At 43.6% G+C, this 20,250-nt stretch carries 30 protein-coding genes; 1 reads left to right on the plus strand and 29 read right to left on the minus strand.

Features of this window, described 5'->3' with window-relative positions:
• Positions 1-7: 7 nt before the first annotated feature.
• Both ACYP03_RS14065 and ACYP03_RS14070 read right to left on the minus strand, forming a co-directional pair.
• Complete coding sequence (locus ACYP03_RS14065) at positions 8-1,315, minus strand: TolC family protein (protein ID WP_459780573.1); 1,308 nt, start codon at positions 1,313-1,315, stop codon at positions 8-10.
• 155 nt (positions 1,316-1,470) lie between these two features.
• On the minus strand, positions 1,471-1,881 hold the full coding sequence (locus ACYP03_RS14070) for a hypothetical protein (RefSeq protein WP_330959324.1): 411 nt from the start codon (positions 1,879-1,881) through the stop codon (positions 1,471-1,473).
• A gap of 228 nt (positions 1,882-2,109) precedes the next feature.
• Here ACYP03_RS14070 and ACYP03_RS14075 point away from each other — a divergent pair, with 228 nt between their 5' ends.
• Positions 2,110-2,643 (plus strand): hypothetical protein, encoded by a 534-nt coding sequence (locus ACYP03_RS14075; protein WP_459780512.1) that lies wholly within the window; start codon positions 2,110-2,112, stop codon positions 2,641-2,643.
• Positions 2,644-2,679: 36 nt separating this feature from the next.
• Here ACYP03_RS14075 and ACYP03_RS14080 read toward each other — a convergent pair whose 3' ends face one another.
• From ACYP03_RS14080 to ACYP03_RS14210, 27 genes are all read right to left on the minus strand, one after another.
• Entirely contained in the window at positions 2,680-3,093 is a 414-nt protein-coding gene (locus ACYP03_RS14080; protein ID WP_248140541.1) for a DUF6559 family protein, read from the minus strand.
• Positions 3,094-3,216: 123 nt separating this feature from the next.
• A complete protein-coding gene (locus ACYP03_RS14085; RefSeq protein ID WP_459780514.1) occupies positions 3,217-3,696 on the minus strand; it encodes a PaaI family thioesterase in 480 nt (159 codons plus the stop codon).
• A 147-nt stretch (positions 3,697-3,843) separates the two neighbouring features.
• The gene (locus ACYP03_RS14090) at positions 3,844-4,548 is read right to left on the minus strand and encodes an aspartate/glutamate racemase family protein (RefSeq protein ID WP_459780516.1); all 705 of its coding nucleotides are present in this window, start codon (positions 4,546-4,548) and stop codon (positions 3,844-3,846) included.
• Between the two features lie 133 nt (positions 4,549-4,681).
• The gene (locus tag ACYP03_RS14095; RefSeq protein WP_459780518.1) at positions 4,682-5,332 is read right to left on the minus strand and encodes a glutathione S-transferase family protein; all 651 of its coding nucleotides are present in this window, start codon (positions 5,330-5,332) and stop codon (positions 4,682-4,684) included.
• A gap of 151 nt (positions 5,333-5,483) precedes the next feature.
• Complete coding sequence (locus tag ACYP03_RS14100) at positions 5,484-5,903, minus strand: DUF6174 domain-containing protein (protein ID WP_459780520.1); 420 nt, start codon at positions 5,901-5,903, stop codon at positions 5,484-5,486.
• 143 nt (positions 5,904-6,046) lie between these two features.
• Positions 6,047-6,541: a GNAT family N-acetyltransferase gene (locus tag ACYP03_RS14105; protein ID WP_459780522.1), complete on the minus strand. Its 495-nt coding sequence runs from the start codon at positions 6,539-6,541 to the stop codon at positions 6,047-6,049.
• Between the two features lie 52 nt (positions 6,542-6,593).
• Positions 6,594-6,881 (minus strand): contact-dependent growth inhibition system immunity protein, encoded by a 288-nt coding sequence (locus ACYP03_RS14110; RefSeq protein ID WP_248140546.1) that lies wholly within the window; start codon positions 6,879-6,881, stop codon positions 6,594-6,596.
• A 90-nt stretch (positions 6,882-6,971) separates the two neighbouring features.
• Complete coding sequence (locus tag ACYP03_RS14115) at positions 6,972-7,355, minus strand: hypothetical protein (RefSeq protein WP_459780524.1); 384 nt, start codon at positions 7,353-7,355, stop codon at positions 6,972-6,974.
• Between the two features lie 85 nt (positions 7,356-7,440).
• Positions 7,441-7,998, minus strand: coding sequence for an SRPBCC domain-containing protein (locus ACYP03_RS14120; RefSeq protein WP_459780526.1), 558 nt, complete (start codon positions 7,996-7,998; stop codon positions 7,441-7,443).
• 65 nt (positions 7,999-8,063) lie between these two features.
• The gene (locus ACYP03_RS14125; protein ID WP_459780528.1) at positions 8,064-8,435 is read right to left on the minus strand and encodes an MmcQ/YjbR family DNA-binding protein; all 372 of its coding nucleotides are present in this window, start codon (positions 8,433-8,435) and stop codon (positions 8,064-8,066) included.
• A 137-nt stretch (positions 8,436-8,572) separates the two neighbouring features.
• The gene (locus ACYP03_RS14130; protein WP_248140550.1) at positions 8,573-8,983 is read right to left on the minus strand and encodes an LIC_13387 family protein; all 411 of its coding nucleotides are present in this window, start codon (positions 8,981-8,983) and stop codon (positions 8,573-8,575) included.
• Positions 8,984-9,200: 217 nt separating this feature from the next.
• A complete protein-coding gene (locus ACYP03_RS14135; protein ID WP_459780530.1) occupies positions 9,201-9,761 on the minus strand; it encodes a hypothetical protein in 561 nt (186 codons plus the stop codon).
• A gap of 300 nt (positions 9,762-10,061) precedes the next feature.
• Positions 10,062-10,370 (minus strand): hypothetical protein, encoded by a 309-nt coding sequence (locus ACYP03_RS14140; protein WP_459780531.1) that lies wholly within the window; start codon positions 10,368-10,370, stop codon positions 10,062-10,064.
• Between the two features lie 227 nt (positions 10,371-10,597).
• On the minus strand, positions 10,598-11,497 hold the full coding sequence (locus ACYP03_RS14145; protein ID WP_459780533.1) for an MBL fold metallo-hydrolase: 900 nt from the start codon (positions 11,495-11,497) through the stop codon (positions 10,598-10,600).
• Between the two features lie 234 nt (positions 11,498-11,731).
• Positions 11,732-11,920 carry a hypothetical protein gene (locus tag ACYP03_RS14150; RefSeq protein WP_459780536.1) on the minus strand — a complete coding sequence of 63 codons (189 nt, stop codon included), beginning with the start codon at positions 11,918-11,920 and terminating at the stop codon, positions 11,732-11,734.
• A gap of 135 nt (positions 11,921-12,055) precedes the next feature.
• The gene (locus ACYP03_RS14155) at positions 12,056-12,577 is read right to left on the minus strand and encodes a hypothetical protein (protein WP_459780537.1); all 522 of its coding nucleotides are present in this window, start codon (positions 12,575-12,577) and stop codon (positions 12,056-12,058) included.
• Between the two features lie 210 nt (positions 12,578-12,787).
• The gene (locus ACYP03_RS14160) at positions 12,788-13,243 is read right to left on the minus strand and encodes a hypothetical protein (RefSeq protein ID WP_459780539.1); all 456 of its coding nucleotides are present in this window, start codon (positions 13,241-13,243) and stop codon (positions 12,788-12,790) included.
• 466 nt (positions 13,244-13,709) lie between these two features.
• Positions 13,710-14,561 (minus strand): hypothetical protein, encoded by an 852-nt coding sequence (locus tag ACYP03_RS14165; protein WP_459780542.1) that lies wholly within the window; start codon positions 14,559-14,561, stop codon positions 13,710-13,712.
• Positions 14,562-14,697: 136 nt separating this feature from the next.
• Positions 14,698-15,162 (minus strand): N-acetyltransferase family protein, encoded by a 465-nt coding sequence (locus ACYP03_RS14170; protein ID WP_459780543.1) that lies wholly within the window; start codon positions 15,160-15,162, stop codon positions 14,698-14,700.
• 100 nt (positions 15,163-15,262) lie between these two features.
• Entirely contained in the window at positions 15,263-15,490 is a 228-nt protein-coding gene (locus tag ACYP03_RS14175) for a hypothetical protein (protein ID WP_459780546.1), read from the minus strand.
• A 134-nt stretch (positions 15,491-15,624) separates the two neighbouring features.
• Positions 15,625-16,020: a cupin domain-containing protein gene (locus ACYP03_RS14180; RefSeq protein WP_459780548.1), complete on the minus strand. Its 396-nt coding sequence runs from the start codon at positions 16,018-16,020 to the stop codon at positions 15,625-15,627.
• 144 nt (positions 16,021-16,164) lie between these two features.
• On the minus strand, positions 16,165-16,554 hold the full coding sequence (locus ACYP03_RS14185; RefSeq protein WP_459780550.1) for a hypothetical protein: 390 nt from the start codon (positions 16,552-16,554) through the stop codon (positions 16,165-16,167).
• A 135-nt stretch (positions 16,555-16,689) separates the two neighbouring features.
• The gene (locus ACYP03_RS14190; RefSeq protein WP_459780551.1) at positions 16,690-17,196 is read right to left on the minus strand and encodes a P-loop NTPase family protein; all 507 of its coding nucleotides are present in this window, start codon (positions 17,194-17,196) and stop codon (positions 16,690-16,692) included.
• A gap of 87 nt (positions 17,197-17,283) precedes the next feature.
• Positions 17,284-17,715: a hypothetical protein gene (locus ACYP03_RS14195; RefSeq protein ID WP_459780553.1), complete on the minus strand. Its 432-nt coding sequence runs from the start codon at positions 17,713-17,715 to the stop codon at positions 17,284-17,286.
• Between the two features lie 603 nt (positions 17,716-18,318).
• Positions 18,319-18,906 (minus strand): hypothetical protein, encoded by a 588-nt coding sequence (locus ACYP03_RS14200; RefSeq protein WP_459780555.1) that lies wholly within the window; start codon positions 18,904-18,906, stop codon positions 18,319-18,321.
• Between the two features lie 137 nt (positions 18,907-19,043).
• The gene (locus tag ACYP03_RS14205; protein WP_248140564.1) at positions 19,044-19,553 is read right to left on the minus strand and encodes a GNAT family N-acetyltransferase; all 510 of its coding nucleotides are present in this window, start codon (positions 19,551-19,553) and stop codon (positions 19,044-19,046) included.
• Between the two features lie 145 nt (positions 19,554-19,698).
• A partial coding sequence (locus ACYP03_RS14210; RefSeq protein WP_459780556.1) for a GNAT family N-acetyltransferase occupies positions 19,699-20,250 on the minus strand: 552 nt, incomplete at its 5' end.

The following is a 20,250-nucleotide window of genomic DNA, read 5'->3' on the forward strand; positions in this document are numbered from 1 at the left end:
TGCGAATTCAGTCTGAGAGACCAGGGGTCATCAGCGACGGCGCAATCGCCCGCAATGCCGGTCCACCCAGCAAAAATGCCAGATTACTGCTGGTCTGGTTCAGGTCGGTGGTTAAACGGGCCATCTCAATTTCCAGCGCCAGCACATCACTGGCTGCGGAAATCACATCGCTAAATTGCGCGGTATTGTTCTGATAGCCCCGCTCCACCGCTTTGGTCCGTTCTCGTGCCTGCGGCAATAAGCGGGACTGATAGCGGGTGAACCTTTCCTGCAGATTCACCCGATCGGCAATCAGCGCATTCGCTCTGGCGTTCATCTGCGCAAGGAGGAGATCTTTCTGTGATTTGGCCGCACCAATCTGATACTGGGCCGCGGCATGCTGACGATCCTGTCGATTGTCAGTAAACAAAGGTAAATCAACGGTGAGATACGCGCTGAGCAAATCCGATGCCGGTTCACCTTTCATGTTTTTTGCCTGTCGGTAGGCATACATGACTTCAACCCCAAACTGAGGCTGATAGGCTTCTCCGGCAATGTCGGCCTGCGTCTCACTGGCTGCAATGGCGGTGTCGGCCACCTTCACCATCGGATGCTGATAGAGCAGTGCATAATACTGATTCGGCTTCGGCTGAGAACGCAGTAAGGTATCCAGATCCTGCCAGTTCAGGCTGTTACTGGCAGTGAACGCGGTGGTTTCTGAGAGCCATGCTGATCCCAGCCACTCCGACATCTGGGCACGCAGCTTGCGCTGCATCTGCTGGTTGGCCTGAATTTTGTCGTCCAGTTTGCTGACCTGAAGCTGTGCCTGCAGCAAGTCCTGCGCTTCATTCTGACCCACCGAATAATTGGTCTGAATATAGCCAGCCAGCTCTGACATCAGCCGCTGGTTTTCCCGCAACAACCGTTCGGCCTGCTGCTGATAGCCCAGCTCCAGCCATAACTGGGTCAGACTGTTCGCGACTTCGCGCTGTCTGACCTGACGCTGCCAGTCGACACCTTCTGCCTGCTGGCGCACTTTTCGGGCCTCAAGCGTCAGGGTATCCCCCCGGGCGAACTGTTGCATCAGCCCGACGGAGATATTGGTCATGGGGTCTTCGTCAAACTGAAAACTGTCGACAGGCAACCCGCCGACACCCACTTTCAGTTTCGGGTCCATCTGGGTAGCACTGGCAATCGCCGTTTCCCGCAACGCATCAGACTGCGCGGAAAGGCGTTTCTGACTGGCATCATTGCTGAGTGCCAGTGCGATGAATGTGGGTAATGATACGGGCTGAGAGACCGCCTTCACAGGCAGTGCTGTCGTCTCCGCTGCCATCAGCGGCGACGCAAACAGCCCGAGCGCACTCAATGAAAGTGCGAGTAAGCTCGATTGTTTTTTCACAATGAAATCCACGGTGACTGCCGTTCAACGGCAGAGTAACAACAGTCACCGCACTTCTGTCACGGTGACACGACGTACAAAACGTGGATTTAAGCGATCGGAGGGCGGAACAATGACTGAGCCGTATGCACCGCAGCAACAACAGGCTCCGCAGGCCGCACCGCGAACCGGCTCTGGAGGGAAGAAAATGAATGGTACGAAGGCAGGACCATGGCTGTCCCGCAGGCAGCGGTGCAGCAGGTATGCATGCTCTGATCATGCGAACAGCCGGCTTCAGGCTGCTGCGCAACACTTTGATGATCGGCATGGCTGTTGTGGGACATTTGCGCACAGGGATTGTGGTCAGCAGACATGCTGTCACTGATCATGGCGTCATTGTTCATGACGTCACGGATCATGCTGAACGTCATCACGGACGTACTGTTCGCCACACCGGACACAACCAGTGCCAGCGCAGTCAACACAGCAATCCACATTGTCCGAACAGATTTCCGACGCATAACCAGCCTTCAATTTACAATCCCGGCCACCATAAAGCTTTCCCTAAGGGGAAGGTCAATATTGATGGAACAATCTATATCAAAAATATGTGACGGATAAAAAAGGTCAAACACAAAAGTACCACACACACCGTTTATTCCCGTTTGTCTTATGATTGCGACAATCGCTGGCCATCTCACCGGGACAAGACGGTCATACTCAACAGGAAGTTTCAACGGAGCCGGCGCATGCGAACATGGTCTATCCCAACATGGCTGGTGGTTGCTATCGGGTTATTGCTCAATATCATTTCGGCGTTAATGACCAATTTCTACATTGATACCGCCACCATGGATGCAGGCCAGCTACTCCAGCAGCAAAGTAGCAATGACAAACTGATCAGTCTGACCTGGCAGCAGATTGAATCAATCGAGCGGAAACGGGAAGTCACCCTTTCGCTGCTGACGCTGAGTCAGTCCAGCCAAACACAGCTGCCTGAAGCGGTACAAAATGAGTTACTCCGGGAACTCCACGCCTGGCAAACAATGCGGTTTGAGACCCTGACGCTGGACGCCCTGCCCGACATCATGACCGCCATGAACCGCGAACAGGAACAACTCAGGGAGAAAATCAATCAGCTGTATATCGAGAACCTCACCCTCGGGGAGCAATATACCGGGCTGATGTCTGATATCTCCGGCCTGAGAAACCTGGCGCTTTTTCTGCAAATCATTGGCCTTGCCATGGTCCTGGCGCGGGATTTAAGCCGGAAACAGAACTGAGCGGACAAATTTAAAATTGCTGTTGTGAGATTGGTCTTAATCACCGCCGCCAGAACAACCACCACCACCAAAATCTCCGCCGCCATCATAACTGCCTCCATCATAACTGCCACCAGAACCATATTCGGTTTCCAGTGAGCTGAAGGTAAATTCCGATTGTCCACCAAAGACAACTTCAGAAATTTCTCGTCTCATTTGGTGATAATCATGATTTGTATCAGTTGAATGACAGATTTGAGAGAATTCCCGGGGAGAACAATACATGGCATAAGCGTAGTAGTCATTGGGTGTGATATTTCCACTTGAATGACGTAACCTCTGCCTGATTAAGGCACGATCAACCTGAGATTTGGAATAATGTTTCTTTTTCCCGTATCGCTTCTTTAAATCTCGAGGCAATCTTTTTGCGTAGCTTTTTATTTTCCTGTTTTTTAAAAACCGTCCAAACATGGCGAATCCTTCTGCAGTCAAACCTTTCTGTTAAACATTCGGTGAAGATGAAAAGCACGCACAAACCAAGCGCCTGTAATGTGTCATAAGCATCTCCTCCTTCAAGACGCAGTCAATTGAAATCTAACTGACATCCTCGAACCAGCGATTTGATACTTTGACCGCAGTCACCTGCCCCTGACAACAAAGTTCATTCTCTGAGTAAAGGTCACAACTTAACGTCGTCTTATGCTCACTCAGACTTTCAATCACAGCGACTAATTCAACCTCTTGGTCAATTCGTACGGGTTTAAAATAGCTCACTTCCAATTTTCCTGTCGCATACCACACAGCTTCTCCACTGCCAATCTCCCGGTTGAGTTGCTGATACCCTTTCGCAATTGCCGTGCATATACAATGGCAATCAATAATGGTTGAAATTATTCCGCCATTTAAGAACTGCGTAGGGCCCGCGCTGTGGTGTGGCGCGGGGACAAACGTACAGGCCGATTTATCTTCTCCTATCCAATAACTTTTGATTTGCAAACCAAGTGTATTGTTTGGACCACAGCCAAAACAATGGTTATTGGGGACCTGATCCTGAAATGCTTTTTCACGTCTCATCATAACTCCTAAAAACGAACGCTTGGTGAAAGGCCAACACGTGACAACAAAACATAGCGCTATCAATACGAAAACTCAATTTTGTATCGACACTACCTACTTTGCATCAACATTGCCTAGCATGAGCCGTGCACCGTCATCCGCTTATTATATTCCGCTATCTGATAAAGCGAACTCGACCCCCTGATTCGCATGAATTTCTGTTGTGTCATACAGGGTTACTTTTGTGTCGCTTTGCTGAACCAAAAGAGAAATTTCAGTACACCCTAAAATAACAGCCTCAGCGCCACGGGCATGAAGCTGATTGATAATATCTAAATATTGAATTTTGGATTGTTCGCTGATGATCCCTTGACATAACTCGTTGTAAATCACGTCATGGATAACATCTTGCTCATCTGCATCAGGAACAATAACCTGAATGCCAAATTTTTCCGGTAAACGTCCTTTGTAAAAATCTTGCGCCATTGTAAAGCGAGTGCCCAATAAACCTACTTTAGCCACATGATTCTGTTTTAATAACTGAGCCGTTGCATCAGCAATATGAAAAATAGGGATCGATATTTCAGATTCAATTTCAGGAACAACTTTGTGCATGGTATTCGTGCAAATCATCAGAAAATCAGCACCACCTGATTCCACAGACTTTGCTGCCTGAGAAAGAATTTTTGCTGTTTCAGACCAATTCCCTTCATGCTGTAGTTTTTCAATTTCCTGGAAGTTGACACTATAAAGACAGATTTTTGCTGAATGTAAACCGCCAAGTCTTGATTGCACCGCTTCATTGATCAGCCGGTAATAACTGGCCGTGGATTCCCAGCTCATTCCACCTAAAAGACCAATCGTTTTCATTTCATCTCCTATATCCTTTTCATTGTGTTCAGTGAACACCCTATACACGGCCTGTCACAGCGAAATACGTAAAAAGGACTGAGCTGTATTGACCTGCGCACAGCCAGCATGTTCGTTCATGACAAGCAACTTATCAGTGCTGTAATCTGTTCTTGTAAACAGCGAGCTGCGCTGCAAAAGCGCGCTGATATGCAGGACGAGCCTCACCACGGTCAACATAAGCTGACAGGTTCGGATATTCCTCCAGCATGCCCGATGATTTCAGCCTCAGTAACACAGAGATCATCAGCAAGTCTCCGGCGCTGAATCCATCCTCCAGCCACGCTGCATCACCCAAAGATGCAGAAAGCTGATCCAGGCAATTGCGAATGCGTTTCTCAACCAGCGGCAAACGCTCTCTGGTCCAGGGCTTGTCGCTCTCCAGCAGCCTGGCCGTTACGAGTTCAAGTATCGGCGGCTCCACGGTATTCAGCGCTGCAAACATCCACATGATCGCCCTCGCACGCGCATTGGGATTTTCCGGCAACAAACCTTCATGACGCTCGGCGATATGCAAGACAATGGCGCCAGACTCAAACAAGGTCAGATCGCCTTCCTCATAGGTCGGGATCTGGCCAAAAGGATGCAGCATCAGATGTTCAGGTTCTTTCATCGCGCGTAATGATAAAAGGCGAACTTCGTAAGGTTGACCCACTTCCTCAAACGCCCAACGCACACGCGTATCACGCGCCAGCCCTTGACCACGATCGAGTGGCTGTTCAAATGCAGTGATGATGTGTGTCATGCTGTTCCTCCTGAACGATTGCCGGTAACAGACCATAGTCGAATGAGAAAAGGACAAATCGACAGACGTTCTTAATATGATGGCTTAGTATTGACCTGCTTTGTTATCACTCCACGCCCAGAGACTGACAACACATGATGTGCGTTGTTACTTATTGCACAACAAAATTGAATACTTCAAACCCAGCCCCTTCGCTTCCATACGATTCATTATATTTAATTGGGTAAGCGTTAATTTTCTCATATTCCACTAAAGTAATGTCGCATTCTGGTTTTGCCTTGCACTCTTTCATTCTTGTAAATAGCTCATCAATAGTTGGTGCTGTTTCTGCACTCAGCACAGCTTCAGGAGTTCCAGTTCCCGTATAATTTACATAAATAACTTCACCATCAGCGACTTGAATTTCCCAAGCATCGCCTGCTATGGGTGTAAACCCTGTTTCTTTATACTCGAAGCTATAGGATTGAATGTTTTTGGCTTGCCATTCTTTTTGAAAAGCATCTTTGCTTGAAGTGGACGAGTTACAACCTGCAACGAATATACTGAGACAAAAAATAACGTCTTTTTTCAAAATCGTCTCCTGATCTATAAAATATGATGGCTGTCTAAATGGTGAACTGACTTTATCACCGAACGGAACCGAAAAAACCATCAACAATGTGGTTTTTTGAAACAGGAAATACCATGAATTCCAGTTTTACTCTTACTATTTTTTTAAAGACACTTTTCAAAGTAATTTACGGGCATGTTCTCAAATAGCCCTGAGCCCCGGGGTTGAAAACCAAGCTGTAACAATATATGTATTGATGGGGCATTTTCGGATTCCGTCAAAGCCCACACACTTGGACAACCCATTTGCTTTGCGTAACTCAAAACTGCTGTACTGGCTTCAAATGCATACCCTTTTCCCCTCGATTGTGTCCTTATCCGATAACCGAGTTCTACGACATCGTTCCCTTGATGCTGAAATGTCTCAATCCCACAATAACCAATGAGTTCGCCTGACAGCTTTTCAACCAATGCCAATTTTCCAACACCAAATTGTTCATAAGCGGTGAGCAATTTCTGAAACTGGCATTCTGCCTGCTCATTTGTCATCGCTCCTGTGGGTGAATACACCATAAATTCAGGATTTTTTAGTAACGCAATTGTATATTCTCTGTCGGTTGGCTCAAACTGTCGGAGTAACAATCTCTTTGTTTCTATCATTCGTGCTTCCCTGCTTATCACTCACTGAAACATTGAATCATACGATGCATCACTACTGAAGTTGCGTTGCAATCAATCCTCGGATGTATTCTAACCAACGACAAACATCTTGCTCTGGCCCTGGGCCGTAGTAAGACCCCATCTCAATAAGGTCTTTTATTCCAGGTTTAGAGAGAGCTGCTGTTTCAAGTTCCATATACAAGTTAGTTGTTAATTCTTTCGTCTCCGAACTGACAAAATCACAAACAACCTCTTCCAGAGAAGCTCCATCAAGCGCATGCTGATATAAATATGCTTCTAAAAAGTAACCAAGTGAGGTTAAATGTTTTAGTCCACTCACAACAACCTTACCGAATAGATTAATTTAATATTCACAAAACGCTCCTAGCTGGGACACAAGGATACGTGTTCAGCTCGAAGGTGATGCTGTCTATGCTGCATTGGCTACTCTGAATTGTATGAACCAAATGGCCCATAGACCACCTTGCCAGAAGCAATACTTTTTTTCAAAATCGCTTTGACCAGGCAGGTCACTTACATATGCTTCCCATAAGTCATTTATATGAACTGTCCAATCAGACACTTGCATCTCTTGGATTGGCTGAAGAATTTCTTCAGGGTGTAAACCATCGTCCGCCAGTTTTCGAAGCGCACTCTTCGTCGCATCAATATATGTTTCACCAGCTGCATAACAGCTTACATACGCACCACACAAATCTGGAGGCATTATCGAGTTTTCAAGTGGCTTTACATGGAAAGGAATAATGAAGACTTTCTTTGAACCTTTCTTTTCAGCAAATAGTTTCTTAAACATACTCATTCTCTGGGCACCGGCTCATTACACCCTTGTCATATACAGACAAAACACACCGATAATCTGGCTGTCATACGTGAGCTTGTCATGCGCCATGGGCAGCTTTGCTGAGTGCGGCGATCAAACGATCAATGTTTTGCTCGTTTGCTGTGCCAGCCCTTTGTTTGACAGCTTGTGCTGTTTCGGCGTCTTCAAAAACTTGCTCCCAGATTAAATCTGTCCCCTCTTTTTCAGGCGTGAGTTCAATCGTCAGCCTGAAGTTTGGAGGGCAATCGTGATGTATGACGATTCTGGAATCTGGTACAAGCTCCTTGAAGAAACTTTCATTAAGATAGCTTTTTCCGTCAGGGCCGTGCATCACAAACTTCCACCGTCCGCCCGTCGTAAATTCAAAAATTTCAAAAGTGTTAGAAAAGCCTTCGGGGCCCCACCACGATGCCAGTAAATCAGCCGATGCAAAAGCACCATAAATTTCTTTCGGCGAAAATGGCAAAACTCTTGATGTGCGTAGTGTTCTTTCTTCAATCATGACGCTAACTCCGATATCTGTCTGTTGAATGCCACATAACAAATGACATGGGCTCCACTTCATCAGGCTTTTCACACTTTGGTCGTCTGATTCTAAGCCCTTGGCGGCCACCATGTCGCAATCTGTTATGGTATGGATTGAATCCAGCACAGTTTCTGTATCCACTGTGAGAAGCAAAGTTAAGGGTTGAGGTTCTGTATACCCAGTTCTTTTTGTTTTCGCTGACTCAAACCGAGTGCCACAATACGATAAGACTCTGATAAATAATATTTTAAATCTTCATCCAATGGGCCTGAAGTTTCGACTTGTTGAATCCACTTCATGCCACGATTGGCAAAGTAAGGCGCAGGAATATACCCCTCTGACACCCGCAAGAATTCAAAGTTTAAATCCGAGGTTTTGAAGGTAAATGCAGGCTCGCCGCTTTTGCTCTGAGTTCCAATCGCGAAAACCTTCCCCCCAACTTTCCAGACATGGGAATTCCCCCACTGAACCACATACGTTGTTGCTGGGAAAGAGCGACAGAATTGATTGAATCCGTTGTGATCCATGATTGATTTCCTGATAACTCATCACGATGACATGGATTTCATCTCTTAGCGGAACTGACAGGCACAAGAGATCATGGCATCCAAAATTGCTTTTTGGGGCGGTTGTCGATGTTTTGCCTGTGTCCACTTTAAATGAGTTACATATTGATCAGCCAAGCCGAAAACATGAAACAACAGAGCGACATGATTACGCCAATGAAAGGGATTTTAAACCAGTATTTGTAAGCTAAAATCAAATAAGCAAAACCAACGATGACTGGTAAGACAGACAACCAAAGTGAACTTTTCACGACTTCAAAATGGTAAGTCGCGAGTGATATATAGACAGCAGCGAAAAACATAACGCCTAAGCTGTGACTGGCATTAAACCCTACCCATGCTCTCCAAACCGTCGTTTCCTTTGTTAAACGTGGTGATGTCGCTTTCATTGCCTCAGTGACTGACGCATCAAATGGCGTAAATTTTTCTGTGAAAAACGTATAAAACAAGTGAATTGTTCCGAGTAATCCCAAAATCGATAACCCAACGACGAGCAACAATTGATCCATATTTATTCCCTTCTCTGTTGAAGACGACTTTTACAGTCTCATTCGCACACATAACGTTCACGCTGTGGCGTAAACAAAGCGCAGTGTAATTTGTATCCGAAAATTCATGTTCTGATATGACTTTAAAGTGACTTTCCCGGCTTTGCCATGAATGAGGGCGATAAGTAGACTTGAAATTTCGGGATTCAATGAGTCCCGACTCATCCCCACATGCTGATTAGCCCTGCGACGTTTTCGTCGCGTTAAATCTGGCCTCAGCATCTTTAAAAAGCGTCTTCACTCTGTCGACATTCCAAGGCCGCTCAATCAGCGTTTCGTGATCCCATTCGCTTCTCGGAGTCTTAGGTTCAAAAAAGTCGCCACCGTATACATGAAGCGCGCAAGTCATTTTACCAATTGGATTCAGGACTGAATGAATCACCGAACTATCCAGGATTGCAACGTCTCCGGCCCCCAGAGATTTTGCACCCACGGCTTCAATCGTGTTCTCTTTTCGCTGCCAAAAAACGTTATCTTCTCTGCCGCAATAGATACCAACCACTGAAAACATCTGGTGATTATGCGGCATCAGGCTCATACATGGCGCCCAGGCAAAATTGATAATGGTTAGATTGGGTGATCGGTAGAGCGGAAAAAGACCTGCGTGCTGAGGTTCGCCAAGCTCAGACATTATCCCGGCGCCATCAGAAACGGCGTCTGATACAACCTCATTCACGGCCTCACGACCTTCAGCTATCGCTCTGATACAGTCTTCTATGAATTGCTCCTGACGAAACATGACTTAGCCTCCCACTCGATGGCCCGCCCGATCATATACAAGGAGCAAACATCCCGCGGATGCGCGTTGACTTACACCTTGGCTCGGCCTCTTGTTGAAACCACGAACGCTCACATCAACTCCCGCCAAAGATTTCAGGGTCATGTAAAAAGTGTAGTTCCTGGCCTGTCACTTTTTCAGGTCATGTTTTCATTCGCATTTCAGCTGAACGACTTTATATACAGATACGTGGCAAGCTGTTGAAATATCGTGAAGTCTGACCGCCTGTATGATTTTAGCTCTTGAAGCCAGGTCATTGATTCAGCGGACTGTTTCACTCAATGCTTTCACCCATTGTTTAGGTTCTGCAATGATGAACTCGTAAACTTGCTCACTGGATAAAGTGATTCGAATTGCATCTCTCGTGACCGGCATGATGCCGCCTCCTTTCCCGAAGCACTGCACTACGGAAGCAATTTCATGCCGGCTGAATCTATAGGGGCCCAATCCAAATTGTTGGTTAAACGGTACAAAAGTAACGTCTGAATCCGTGATGGACAATTTGCCATCAGCTCGAGCCACACCAATCTGAACAGTTGCTACCGAGGATTGAATGATTTTTTCGGACATAGTGCCCCCTTATTCATGATTTACGTTTGTAAACTAACGAAGCAGTAAGCTGCGACTGAATGGATGTGGCTTCAACGGGTTAGAACCTGCCTCAATCAGAGCTTGGATTGTCTTCTGATTCAGAGCCGCATTCGGCAAAATCTCCGAGGCATAGGTCGTGCCTACACCCAAGAGTGCGAGTAATGAAATAAAAAATCTGCCCATGTGTTTCCTTGTAATTTAACGTTTCAATCATCCGAGGTATCAGTGGTCGGCTGTATTGATTTGTTAGCACTGTCCGAATCGCTCATATCAGGCACCTCTTTAAGTTTTTCAATGGCTTGTTTTTCTTGCTGTTCTACAAACCGAAAAATACTTTCTCCATCAATAAATGCGTTTGGCGATCCGACCTTTGTTTTTCTATCTCGATTAGCAAACAAATTATTTTTATGTGGATGATTCGATAAATTAACCGTAACTGATGGGCTTTCAGCAGCCAGCTTCTTGATTCGGGCCATACTCGCCAAAAACGTCTTTGCGAGGTGCGGCTTTTGGAAATTCGCTCCGTGTCCCCCCACGACAAATGCCCGATAGAACTGGCCATTATCTTTCACCATAAAGTCGATGGACAGATCGCCCTCTGTATGCCCTGGCGTAATATAAAATTTGAACTCAGTATCACCGACCAATATCTTGGAGCTGTCTTGGGCGAACGATTTTACATCTGGGGGCAAGAATTTATTATTGCCCCTACTTTTATTTGCTTGCTCTATGGCTAACTCAAGTCCTTTCTTCGTCATCATCACTTTGGAACCATACATAGACTGGAGATACTCTGCGCCCCCAACGTGGTCGGAATGCCCATGCGTGACGAAAATATGGGTTACTGGCTTATCCTCTAATCCCAGCTTTTTAAGGTTGGCGGGTATCCACTTGCTATATGGAAAATCAAGAGAGTCTATAATGACCAGCCCGGATGATGTGTCGACAGCATACGACGATACCCACTTATCACCGACGTAGTACAAGTTTTCAAACATTTTAAAAGGCTCAACATACCCATTTTCGTCACTCATTTCTGGTGCTTCTACATTTGCCAATGCTTTTAACGAAATGAAAAGGAGTACAACAACCATCAGTTTATTCATGTAATTTCCAAAATTGCGAACGCTTCGCTAAGGGATGAGCAATGCAATACCGAAGCCTCTGCAGGCTACCTTAAACACAAAACGCAACGCATAGTAAAAATGCCACGCATTGCGAATCACTCTTGAGTAATTTGTTATATGCCGTCTACTTTTTCGTACACCCAATTCTCTTTTATGTTATTACGGCTGGCAATGCAGCCGGGAGGCATAGCCGCTATCTCGTGAAGAGAACCATCAAAGGATACCGCTTTGTTCCATACTTACAATCAATGTATCTGAAGGATTACTAGTCGTACCACACATGAAAGCCCACGAATGATCATCTGAATAATGAATCACTTGTAAAATAGGTAACCCCTGTTCTACGACTTGTTTAGTTATCAATTCTGCTACGTTTTTCTCTTGAACGAAATTCCAAGTCATAATATTTCCTTAGGCATTTAACACCACATTAAGGTGTGAGCAACGCTGCCACTCAACCTAAAACATTGTGACGTAAACACTAAGCTAGTCCAAACAAAAAAGGCCAAGCATTGTGAATCTCTCTTAAATGTTTTGTTAGTTACTGGTAGCCAAAGAGTTGGCGTACCATTGTTTATTAAACTCCGCAAAATCTTCCATTTGCTTGCCTAAAACTCCTAACATCCCACCAGTCCAGGTTGGAAATGCTTTTGTTCCATCAAGGTTATATACATTTTGAGCGAGTGTTCGTAACGTATACATAGGATTTTGAGTTCCGTATTCTTGTCCCGTCGACCTGAAGAAATCGCCTTCCAACATGAATTTTTTTCTTCCATTATGTGAAAGTATTACTCTCTGAAAGCTGTTGTTTTTTAGGGCCTCTGACGATTGCAGTAACACCCGTGACACATCCATTGCACTTTTTTCCAATGGAACTTCTCTTATATCAAATACAATGCTGCTTGGATTAACAAACCATTCATAATGTACGTAAACTTCAATACCATCATTTCGATTATCTGAATTTATTTTATTAACTACTTTACTTTGCAAAATAAAGTAGTTAGCAAACCCTATAGACAAGATCAAAGTAAAACAAATTGCTAATATTTTCTTCATGCATTAATTACCATCATATTATTACTCTAAGGGGAACTTAGTACTTTTTGGAATATCATGACTTAATGTTGATATTTATTAGAGTAACTAACGCCCTGTTAAGGGGTAAGCAACACAAACCAATGTAGCCGCATACCACCTTAAACACCAAACGCAACGCATAATAAAAATGCCGCGCGTTGCGAATCACTCTTGAACAGTTTGTTAAGTTTATTTATGCGCCACTTCGAGTTCTTTCAATTTTCTTTCTAGCTCCTCAATTTTATTATCATAATTTGGACCATCTTTGTTATCACTTACACAAATTAAAGCTTGCAATAGGAAATATAGAGAGAACATGATGCTTATGTCTGTAAATATATCTATTCGGCTACTTAGAATGTAGCCAACTAGTAAACATATAATTGCTTTTAAAATATTTGCCAGAGCTAAATAGATCAAGCCAATCAAAGCAAATGTAATCATGGTTGGCTCACCATTTTTTAGTGCTTTACATCTTAGTAATTGAGCATTGATGTTGTTAATTTTCATCTTTCTATCGAGAAAGGTCATTTTTTCAAAAACTACAGTTCCAGCTCGTTTCAAACACCATAAAACCATTGCAAATAGAGCTGAACCTAATGCTCCTTGCACGATTGCAGGCAGTTCAAGAATTTGATCCCACACAACTAATACCTCTTGATTAACTTTCAATAAAACTTAACGCCCCAAGCACCCGACCGGAACGCGAACAAAGTGAGCGTTTTGGGTCGGGTCTAGGCTTGTTAAGTTGCGACACGCTTTGCCCCTTTGAAACACGATGCGGAGCGCAAGCGGAGCCACAACTTGGTTAGTTTGACCGCAAGAATGCCACAATTGACCAAGCCTGCGGGACCTGAATATTGCGCCGAAAGATGCTACGAACTTGCTGCACCTGGCGGCTAGTTTTTGGCACTGGGAGGAACTGCAATATTATCGCGGCACACTCCTTGATACCAGATACTTCGGTTTTACTGCCTTTTTTACTGTCTTACTTGATACAGGCAGATAATTCAAAAAATCCGAGCACACATAACGTCTCGCTCTGCGGCAAATTTGGAGCGCAGCGGAAAGTTTTTCCGGCAGCAGCGCCTTGTTAGAGGGGGGCTTTGACTCATAATTTAGCTGCCCTCTTTAGGGTCTTATATACAAGATTAGAGTCAGCACCAAGCTGCTTCAGCTTAAATGGCTTTTTTACATTCTTGGTAATTATCCAAACTTCTGGTATTCGATTGCCTTTGTGGAACTCATCAGAAATAATAACATCATCAATATCGTTTAATGGAATATTTCTTTTGGTGAAAGGGTACGCCACCTTAATACTATTGCCAGTCACTTGGACGCCTGTTGCTGTTACTAGGTATTCATAGATAATGAAGATAACTAGAGCGCTCATCGCACCATAGCCCAATAGAGGATTTCCGATTTTCCCTACATAGAGACCTAATGCAGAAAAACCGATTACACACACCAAATAAAACAGATGGTAAAACGGCCCTTTAGAGAAGCTGGACTGGTCAAGATCTTTGTTTTGCGCACCAGCCTTTTCATTTAATACTTCCCGGAGTATCTCAAACCCAAGTAATTGATATTCAACTCTAAGCAATTCTTGGTTGTCGGTGCCCCGCAGTTCTAGACGTTGCATATAAGGCCTTTCTTTTACTTTATGGATTTTCTCCCAAGCGATTAGTCCTTTTTCTTTTCCGATGTGCATATACCAAACTCCGTCATCATCAGCTGCAACGTCTGCGAATGGTAGCTTTCTTAAAGTACGCCATGTAAGAATTGAAAAGAACCCAAAGACCACTGTACACATTACCGTAGTCATCAGTGTGCCATTTGGATTTCCTTCGTTCTCGCCAGGAAAAAAGGGCAAAGAAAATCCTAACGCCAAAAATGCTAAAAAAACTACTAAGCATACTTTCATTAGCGTGATGAATTTTTTGTCGAGCTTAAATTCTTGCATGATCATCCTGCTGACCTCTAACGCCGCGTTAAGTAGTGAGCAACGCTACCACCTAACCTAAACCATTACACCTTAAACACAAAACTCAATTTAAACTGAGAATGCCACGCGTTGCGAATCTGCCTTAAACGCTTTGTTAGCTGTATTTTTCCATGACAAAGTTTCTTAGTTTTTGACCACGGATTTCCATTTCTTGGGCTTGAACTACTTTAAAACCGAAGTGTTCGTAAAATGGGCGAGCAGTAATACTGACTTCAGAAAAATAACGTTTTATACCCCGCGAGTTGCCAACTTTAAAAACATGATTCATTAAAGCTTTACCTACACCTTTGCCTTGATACTCATGGTGACAAAAGAAATGGTCTATAAGCCCACTAGCTTGCAAATCTGTGTAGCCAACAATGACACCGTCTATTTCAGCAACAAACGGAGACAACCCTTTCATCCGTTTTTCCCAGACTGACGAATCTAGACGTTCTGGAGCCCAAGCTTCGACTTGAGCTTGAGAATAGTCACGAATATTAATATTCCGAATTGTATAAAAGTGAATATCCCATAGTGCTTTGGCATCTTCTACGCTGTAATTTCTAATTGTAATCATCGTGCTTACTCCGTAATACAGCTAACGCCCAAAACAGCGGCGTGCGTTAGCGCGTCCAGCCCGCAGGGCGATGCTGTCTTTGTTTGTTATGTGTTGCTTATTACTCTTCATCACGAAGCCTATCTCTGCATGCAGCAATAAAGTCCGTATATTTAAGATCAGAATCTTGATGTAGAGCCTTTTCAAAGACACAGCATAAATTCCAAAGAGCCCTTTCTTCGGCTTGGTCTTCAATGCCTAGTTTATCGGTATCACTGAATCTGCGAGTAAATTCGAACAGAACCCACGCTTCATCCTCAGTGAGTGTAATTTGCACTTCCTTGCTCATGGTCTCTCTTTACTCATAACGCCGCGTTAAGTGGTGAACAACGCGGCCACCAAACCTAAACCATTGTGCTGTAAACACTAGAGCTGATTCAAACCAAAACTGCCAAGCGTTGTGAATCCGTCTTGTACGCTTTGTTATATACCGATTGGAAGCTCTATTTGATGGTCTGTAGGCTGAGGAGTTATTGTCATGACCTGCACACCATTTGGAGTCTCAAAGCGGTGCCATATACCTCGGGGAACAACTAACAGCTGCCCTTTAGAAAGCTCATTTCGCTGTTCTTGACCTTCTACAAGTAACACCAACGTCGTTTGACCTCTTAAAACTTGCACCAACTCATCGCCGTGTGAATGTCGTTCCCACTCACTGTAACCATCGTAGTGACCAATATAGACACCTCCATTTGAATATTCTGACAACATAGCAAAGGCATCTTTGGACTCTTCATCAGTAGTTTTTGGGGCACGTCCACTAAGATAGTTCAGTTTAAAAAACTCTTCTTCAATTGTAATAACCGTCGATTTGGCCATTTTTCCCTCCGTCCTTGAATAGGTATATAACGCCAAGCTAAGTGGTTGCAAACGCTCCACTATACTCAAAATAAACACCGTATACACAAAAACCAATTTTGAACTAAAACCGCCACGCGTTTGCAGTCCGTCTTAAGCGCCTTGTTAAAGGGCATTGCCACCTAGTCTACTAATTGTAAAACTAATATACTCACCTATAACTTTCGGATCGTGTGTATGTATGACGTCTTCTTCTATCAACACACCGCAATCCACTTTAACTGGATTTATTGAAATGATTTCACCAAAAGCTCTGTATTTCCAACCCGAAATTTGTTCAATACACTTTTTCTTGTCAGGGTTTGATTCGAATAAGGACTCCCAAGTTTCATCTTCGTCAAGTAAGTTCGAAAACTCGAAATCAAAAATGTCACCTATCTTCGGCATACTTTCTACATTTACGGTTAACTCGTCCATTACAAAATACTGCACCCCCTCAATTTCGAGAGTTGCTTCAAGATATGTACCTTCTGTGCGCACAAACTTCGCTTTCATATTTGCCCTTTAATGCCTTGTTAAGGTGTGAGCAACGCAACACCGATGCGACCGCATACCACCTTAAACACTAAACGCAACGCATAGTAAAAATGCCACGCGTTGCGAATCACTCTTAAACAGTTTGTTATATTTTTATCTACAACAAGCGCTTAGGTCAGCTTTTATTTTTACTACAAGCTCATCTGCACTGACCACCTTACTGATCACAACGCCTTTCTTGTGCTTCATAGACTGCAAAATATTGGGTTTAGCTAGTTTTGGGAACTTCCAAATAATTTTGAATAATCTCGGTATTATCAGAATCTCTGGGCAGTTATCAGGAAGCTCAGGACGAGAACGAAACAGGTAAGGTAGATTACGCTTAATACAACGTGCTACACAAATATGCCTTGGGACATCAAGAAAAATGACATAGTCAGCGCTATCTCGAACTGCTTTGGAGACCCCCTCAATAATCCACTGTTTCTGTTTAATTAGTTTTTGCTCACCCGATGCACGCTCCTCTCTTGAAGCTGCAACCCATCCATCTCTCCAAACTACGCTATCTAAACTCTGGACTGGTATGTTCAAGGCTTGCCCTAATTGTTTAGCCAACGTCGTTTTACCAGAACCTGCATTCCCCGTGATATGAAGCTTCATGTTCCCTCAATAATATAACGCTTCAATATGGGGCGCGCGCAGTTTGCGCGTACCAGCCCAACTTGTTGGGCGAACATGATTGACTTGTTATAAGGCTCTGATTTTGCACAAAGCCTCCTTAACTGCTTGATCAATATTGGCCGTTGATTTGTAGCCTTGTTCATTAAGATTAATCTCATCGCTAATCCAAATAAAATAGCTGAACGAATCTGATCCCCATTCAAGTGAGAGGTACATTTGCTCGCAAGCCTTACCTAATTCTTTCAATGAGATTTCATCTGAAGCAAGAAAATCTAACATTCGCTGAGCTATTATTTTGCAATCATTCATGTTTATTGGATAGATAATCAAATCCAGCTGATCCTGAAATTCAAGAGAGGAACCAGTTGAAATATCAATCATCCAATCTGGAAAGTCGTCGTGGTCCGCTATATATCTATCAGCTAAATCGATGAGCTCTTGTTTCGAAATTAAACCGATTTTTTCTTCGATAAGCCAAGTTCTGGCAGTAGATCTCATTCCCTAAGCCTTATAACGCCCTGTCAAGGTGTGAGCAACGCAATACCGATGCTGCCGCATACCACCTTAAACACTAAAACCAACGCATAGTAAAAATGCCACGCGGCATGAATCCCACTTGAACGCCTTGTTATGTGGCTAGCTCAATGCGGTAGTATTTAAGTAAACTATTAAGCTCTTTTTTTATAGCTTCCTCTGCGTTACTTTTTATTTTAGTAATAACGCTTGTCTAGAATTTGATAGCTCTGTCGTTTGGGATTTTAACGAAAGATCATAAGCAAGTGCCAAGCAACTACTTTTTGCGTAAGAATCTGACTGTCTCAATGCAATTTCTAAAACTTCATCAACTAATCTAAAGGAATCCACCGTAGATATTATTCTTTCCGAAAATTCCATTCTCAGTCTACATACAGACCATTCATCAAATTCCAAATTATCAAGAGCGACCTCAAGTTAATTCTCGAACTGTTCAATGTCCAATATGTTCTCCTGCCACATAACGCCGCCATATGGGGCGCGAAAAAGCTTGGCTAAAATTAGCGGCGAAGGAGCGAAGCCAAGCTTTTTGCGTCCCATTCATAATGGCTTTGTTATACGCAAATATCACTGAACTTGTATTTTTACAGACTCACGAACAAACTTTGAAGAAGCACCCTGTAATGCCATAAACTCTTTCATTTCTTCAAGTTGGTCTTTGCCAAACGCTAAAACACCTGCTTTTTTTGATGCTGGAATTCTTAGCTCACTGGTAACAACATACGCAGTAATTCCATCAACAACCACTCGCTGGTCGGTAAAGGTGCCATATGGGTTGCCGTGCTGACTCGCGCACATGATTCTTCCGACGGATGTTTTGTGACCACTAACATCAATTTCTTGAGGGCCGTTAAACAAAACATCCGTACAACTTTGCTTGGATAGAGAGAACATTTGCTTTTGAAATGACTCTGCCGATGTTTTAGACCCTAGCGTTAACATTTGTTCGGTGATTATCCATTTGGATGTTATTGGGCTTTCACCTTCCGGCACCCACTCTTTTATGTATTGAGAGTTATCAGCACGATCCGACACAACCGACCATTTAACATTATGAGGCAACTCGACATTAACGCTGGTAACGCTACTACTAGGCGAAGTTGAAGCACAAGAAGCAAGGAAAGCAGTTCCCATTGCCATTAAGAATTTACGCATTGTTATCTCCTTTTTGCGTGTAACGTCCAATTAAGGTGTGAGGCACGCAATACCGATGCTTCCGCATACCACCTTAACCACTAAAACCAACGCATAATAAAAATGCCACGCGTGCCGAATCACTCTTAAATTGTTTGTTATAAAGCGGACTCTACGTTAAATGCTTTTTCTAACCACACCGAGCTAATGTACTGTCCATGTTTCTTTGCATAGTCATTGAAAACACCGACCTCTCTGAAACCAAACCGTTTATGTAATGCAACTGATGCGTCGTTTGGTAATGCAACACCCGACAATACACGATGGACACCATAAGCACTAATTGATGAGAACAACTGAGTATATAGTTTAGAACCTAAACCTTTCCCCTTAGCTTCTTGTGCCAGATAAACGGTAACTTCTACGGTGTCGTCAAAAGCTGAAATTGCTCTGTACTGTTGGGAACATGCAAAACCTAGTAATACGCCGTTTTCTATAGCCACATATAGTTGATATTTGGTCGTGCTAGAGAACTGAGAAAACCATTCCTGACGATTTTCCAGAGTAAATGGAACTTCTTCAAAGCGTGCATTTGTGTGCTCAATATAAAAATTAAAGATATCTGTGATATCAGCAACATCTTCAAGTTTACCTGTTCTAATTTCCACGAAATATCCTTTTTCTTCGAGCTTTATAACGCTGCGTTAAGGGGTGAGCAACGCTACCACCCAACCTAAAGCATTGTGCCATAAACACTAAAGTTGACGTAGAACCAAAAATGCCAAGCGTTGGGAATCCCTCTTAAATTGTTTGTTATGTTTTTAACCTTAAGCGTCCAGCCAACTGACTTAGGGGCACCTCTAAAGTTAAGACCCCATTAGTACGACTTAACTCTTGAAAGCCGGCAGAATAATACAAGCTCTCAGCAGGGTTATTTTCAAACACACAACACCGAACACTTTTGACTTTAGGTAGCAAGTTAGTTTGTAAAAGCGAAGCTTTAAGTAAACGACCACCCAGAAGTCCATTTTGATGTTGTTTAGCCACTTGCAAGGAGTCAATGAAGTGGAAATCATCACTTTGATGGAAAGCAATGAAACCTAGAATATTATAGTCTTGTTCTATAACGATAACTGACTTTCGTTTATAGAATTTTAGTATGGCTTCTCCATCCCACTTCAGTCCTAGCTCAAGCTGCATTTCGAGCATATTATCTTCCATGAGTTGATACACCTGTTCCCAATCTGCCTCCTGAATATCTCGTATTATCATTATCTCTCCAAAAACATAACGCTGCGTTAAGGGGTGAACAACGCTACCGCCTAACCTAAACCATTGTGCCGTAAACACTAATACCGAATCAAA

It is taken from the genome of Photobacterium sp. R1 (genome assembly GCF_054600795.1).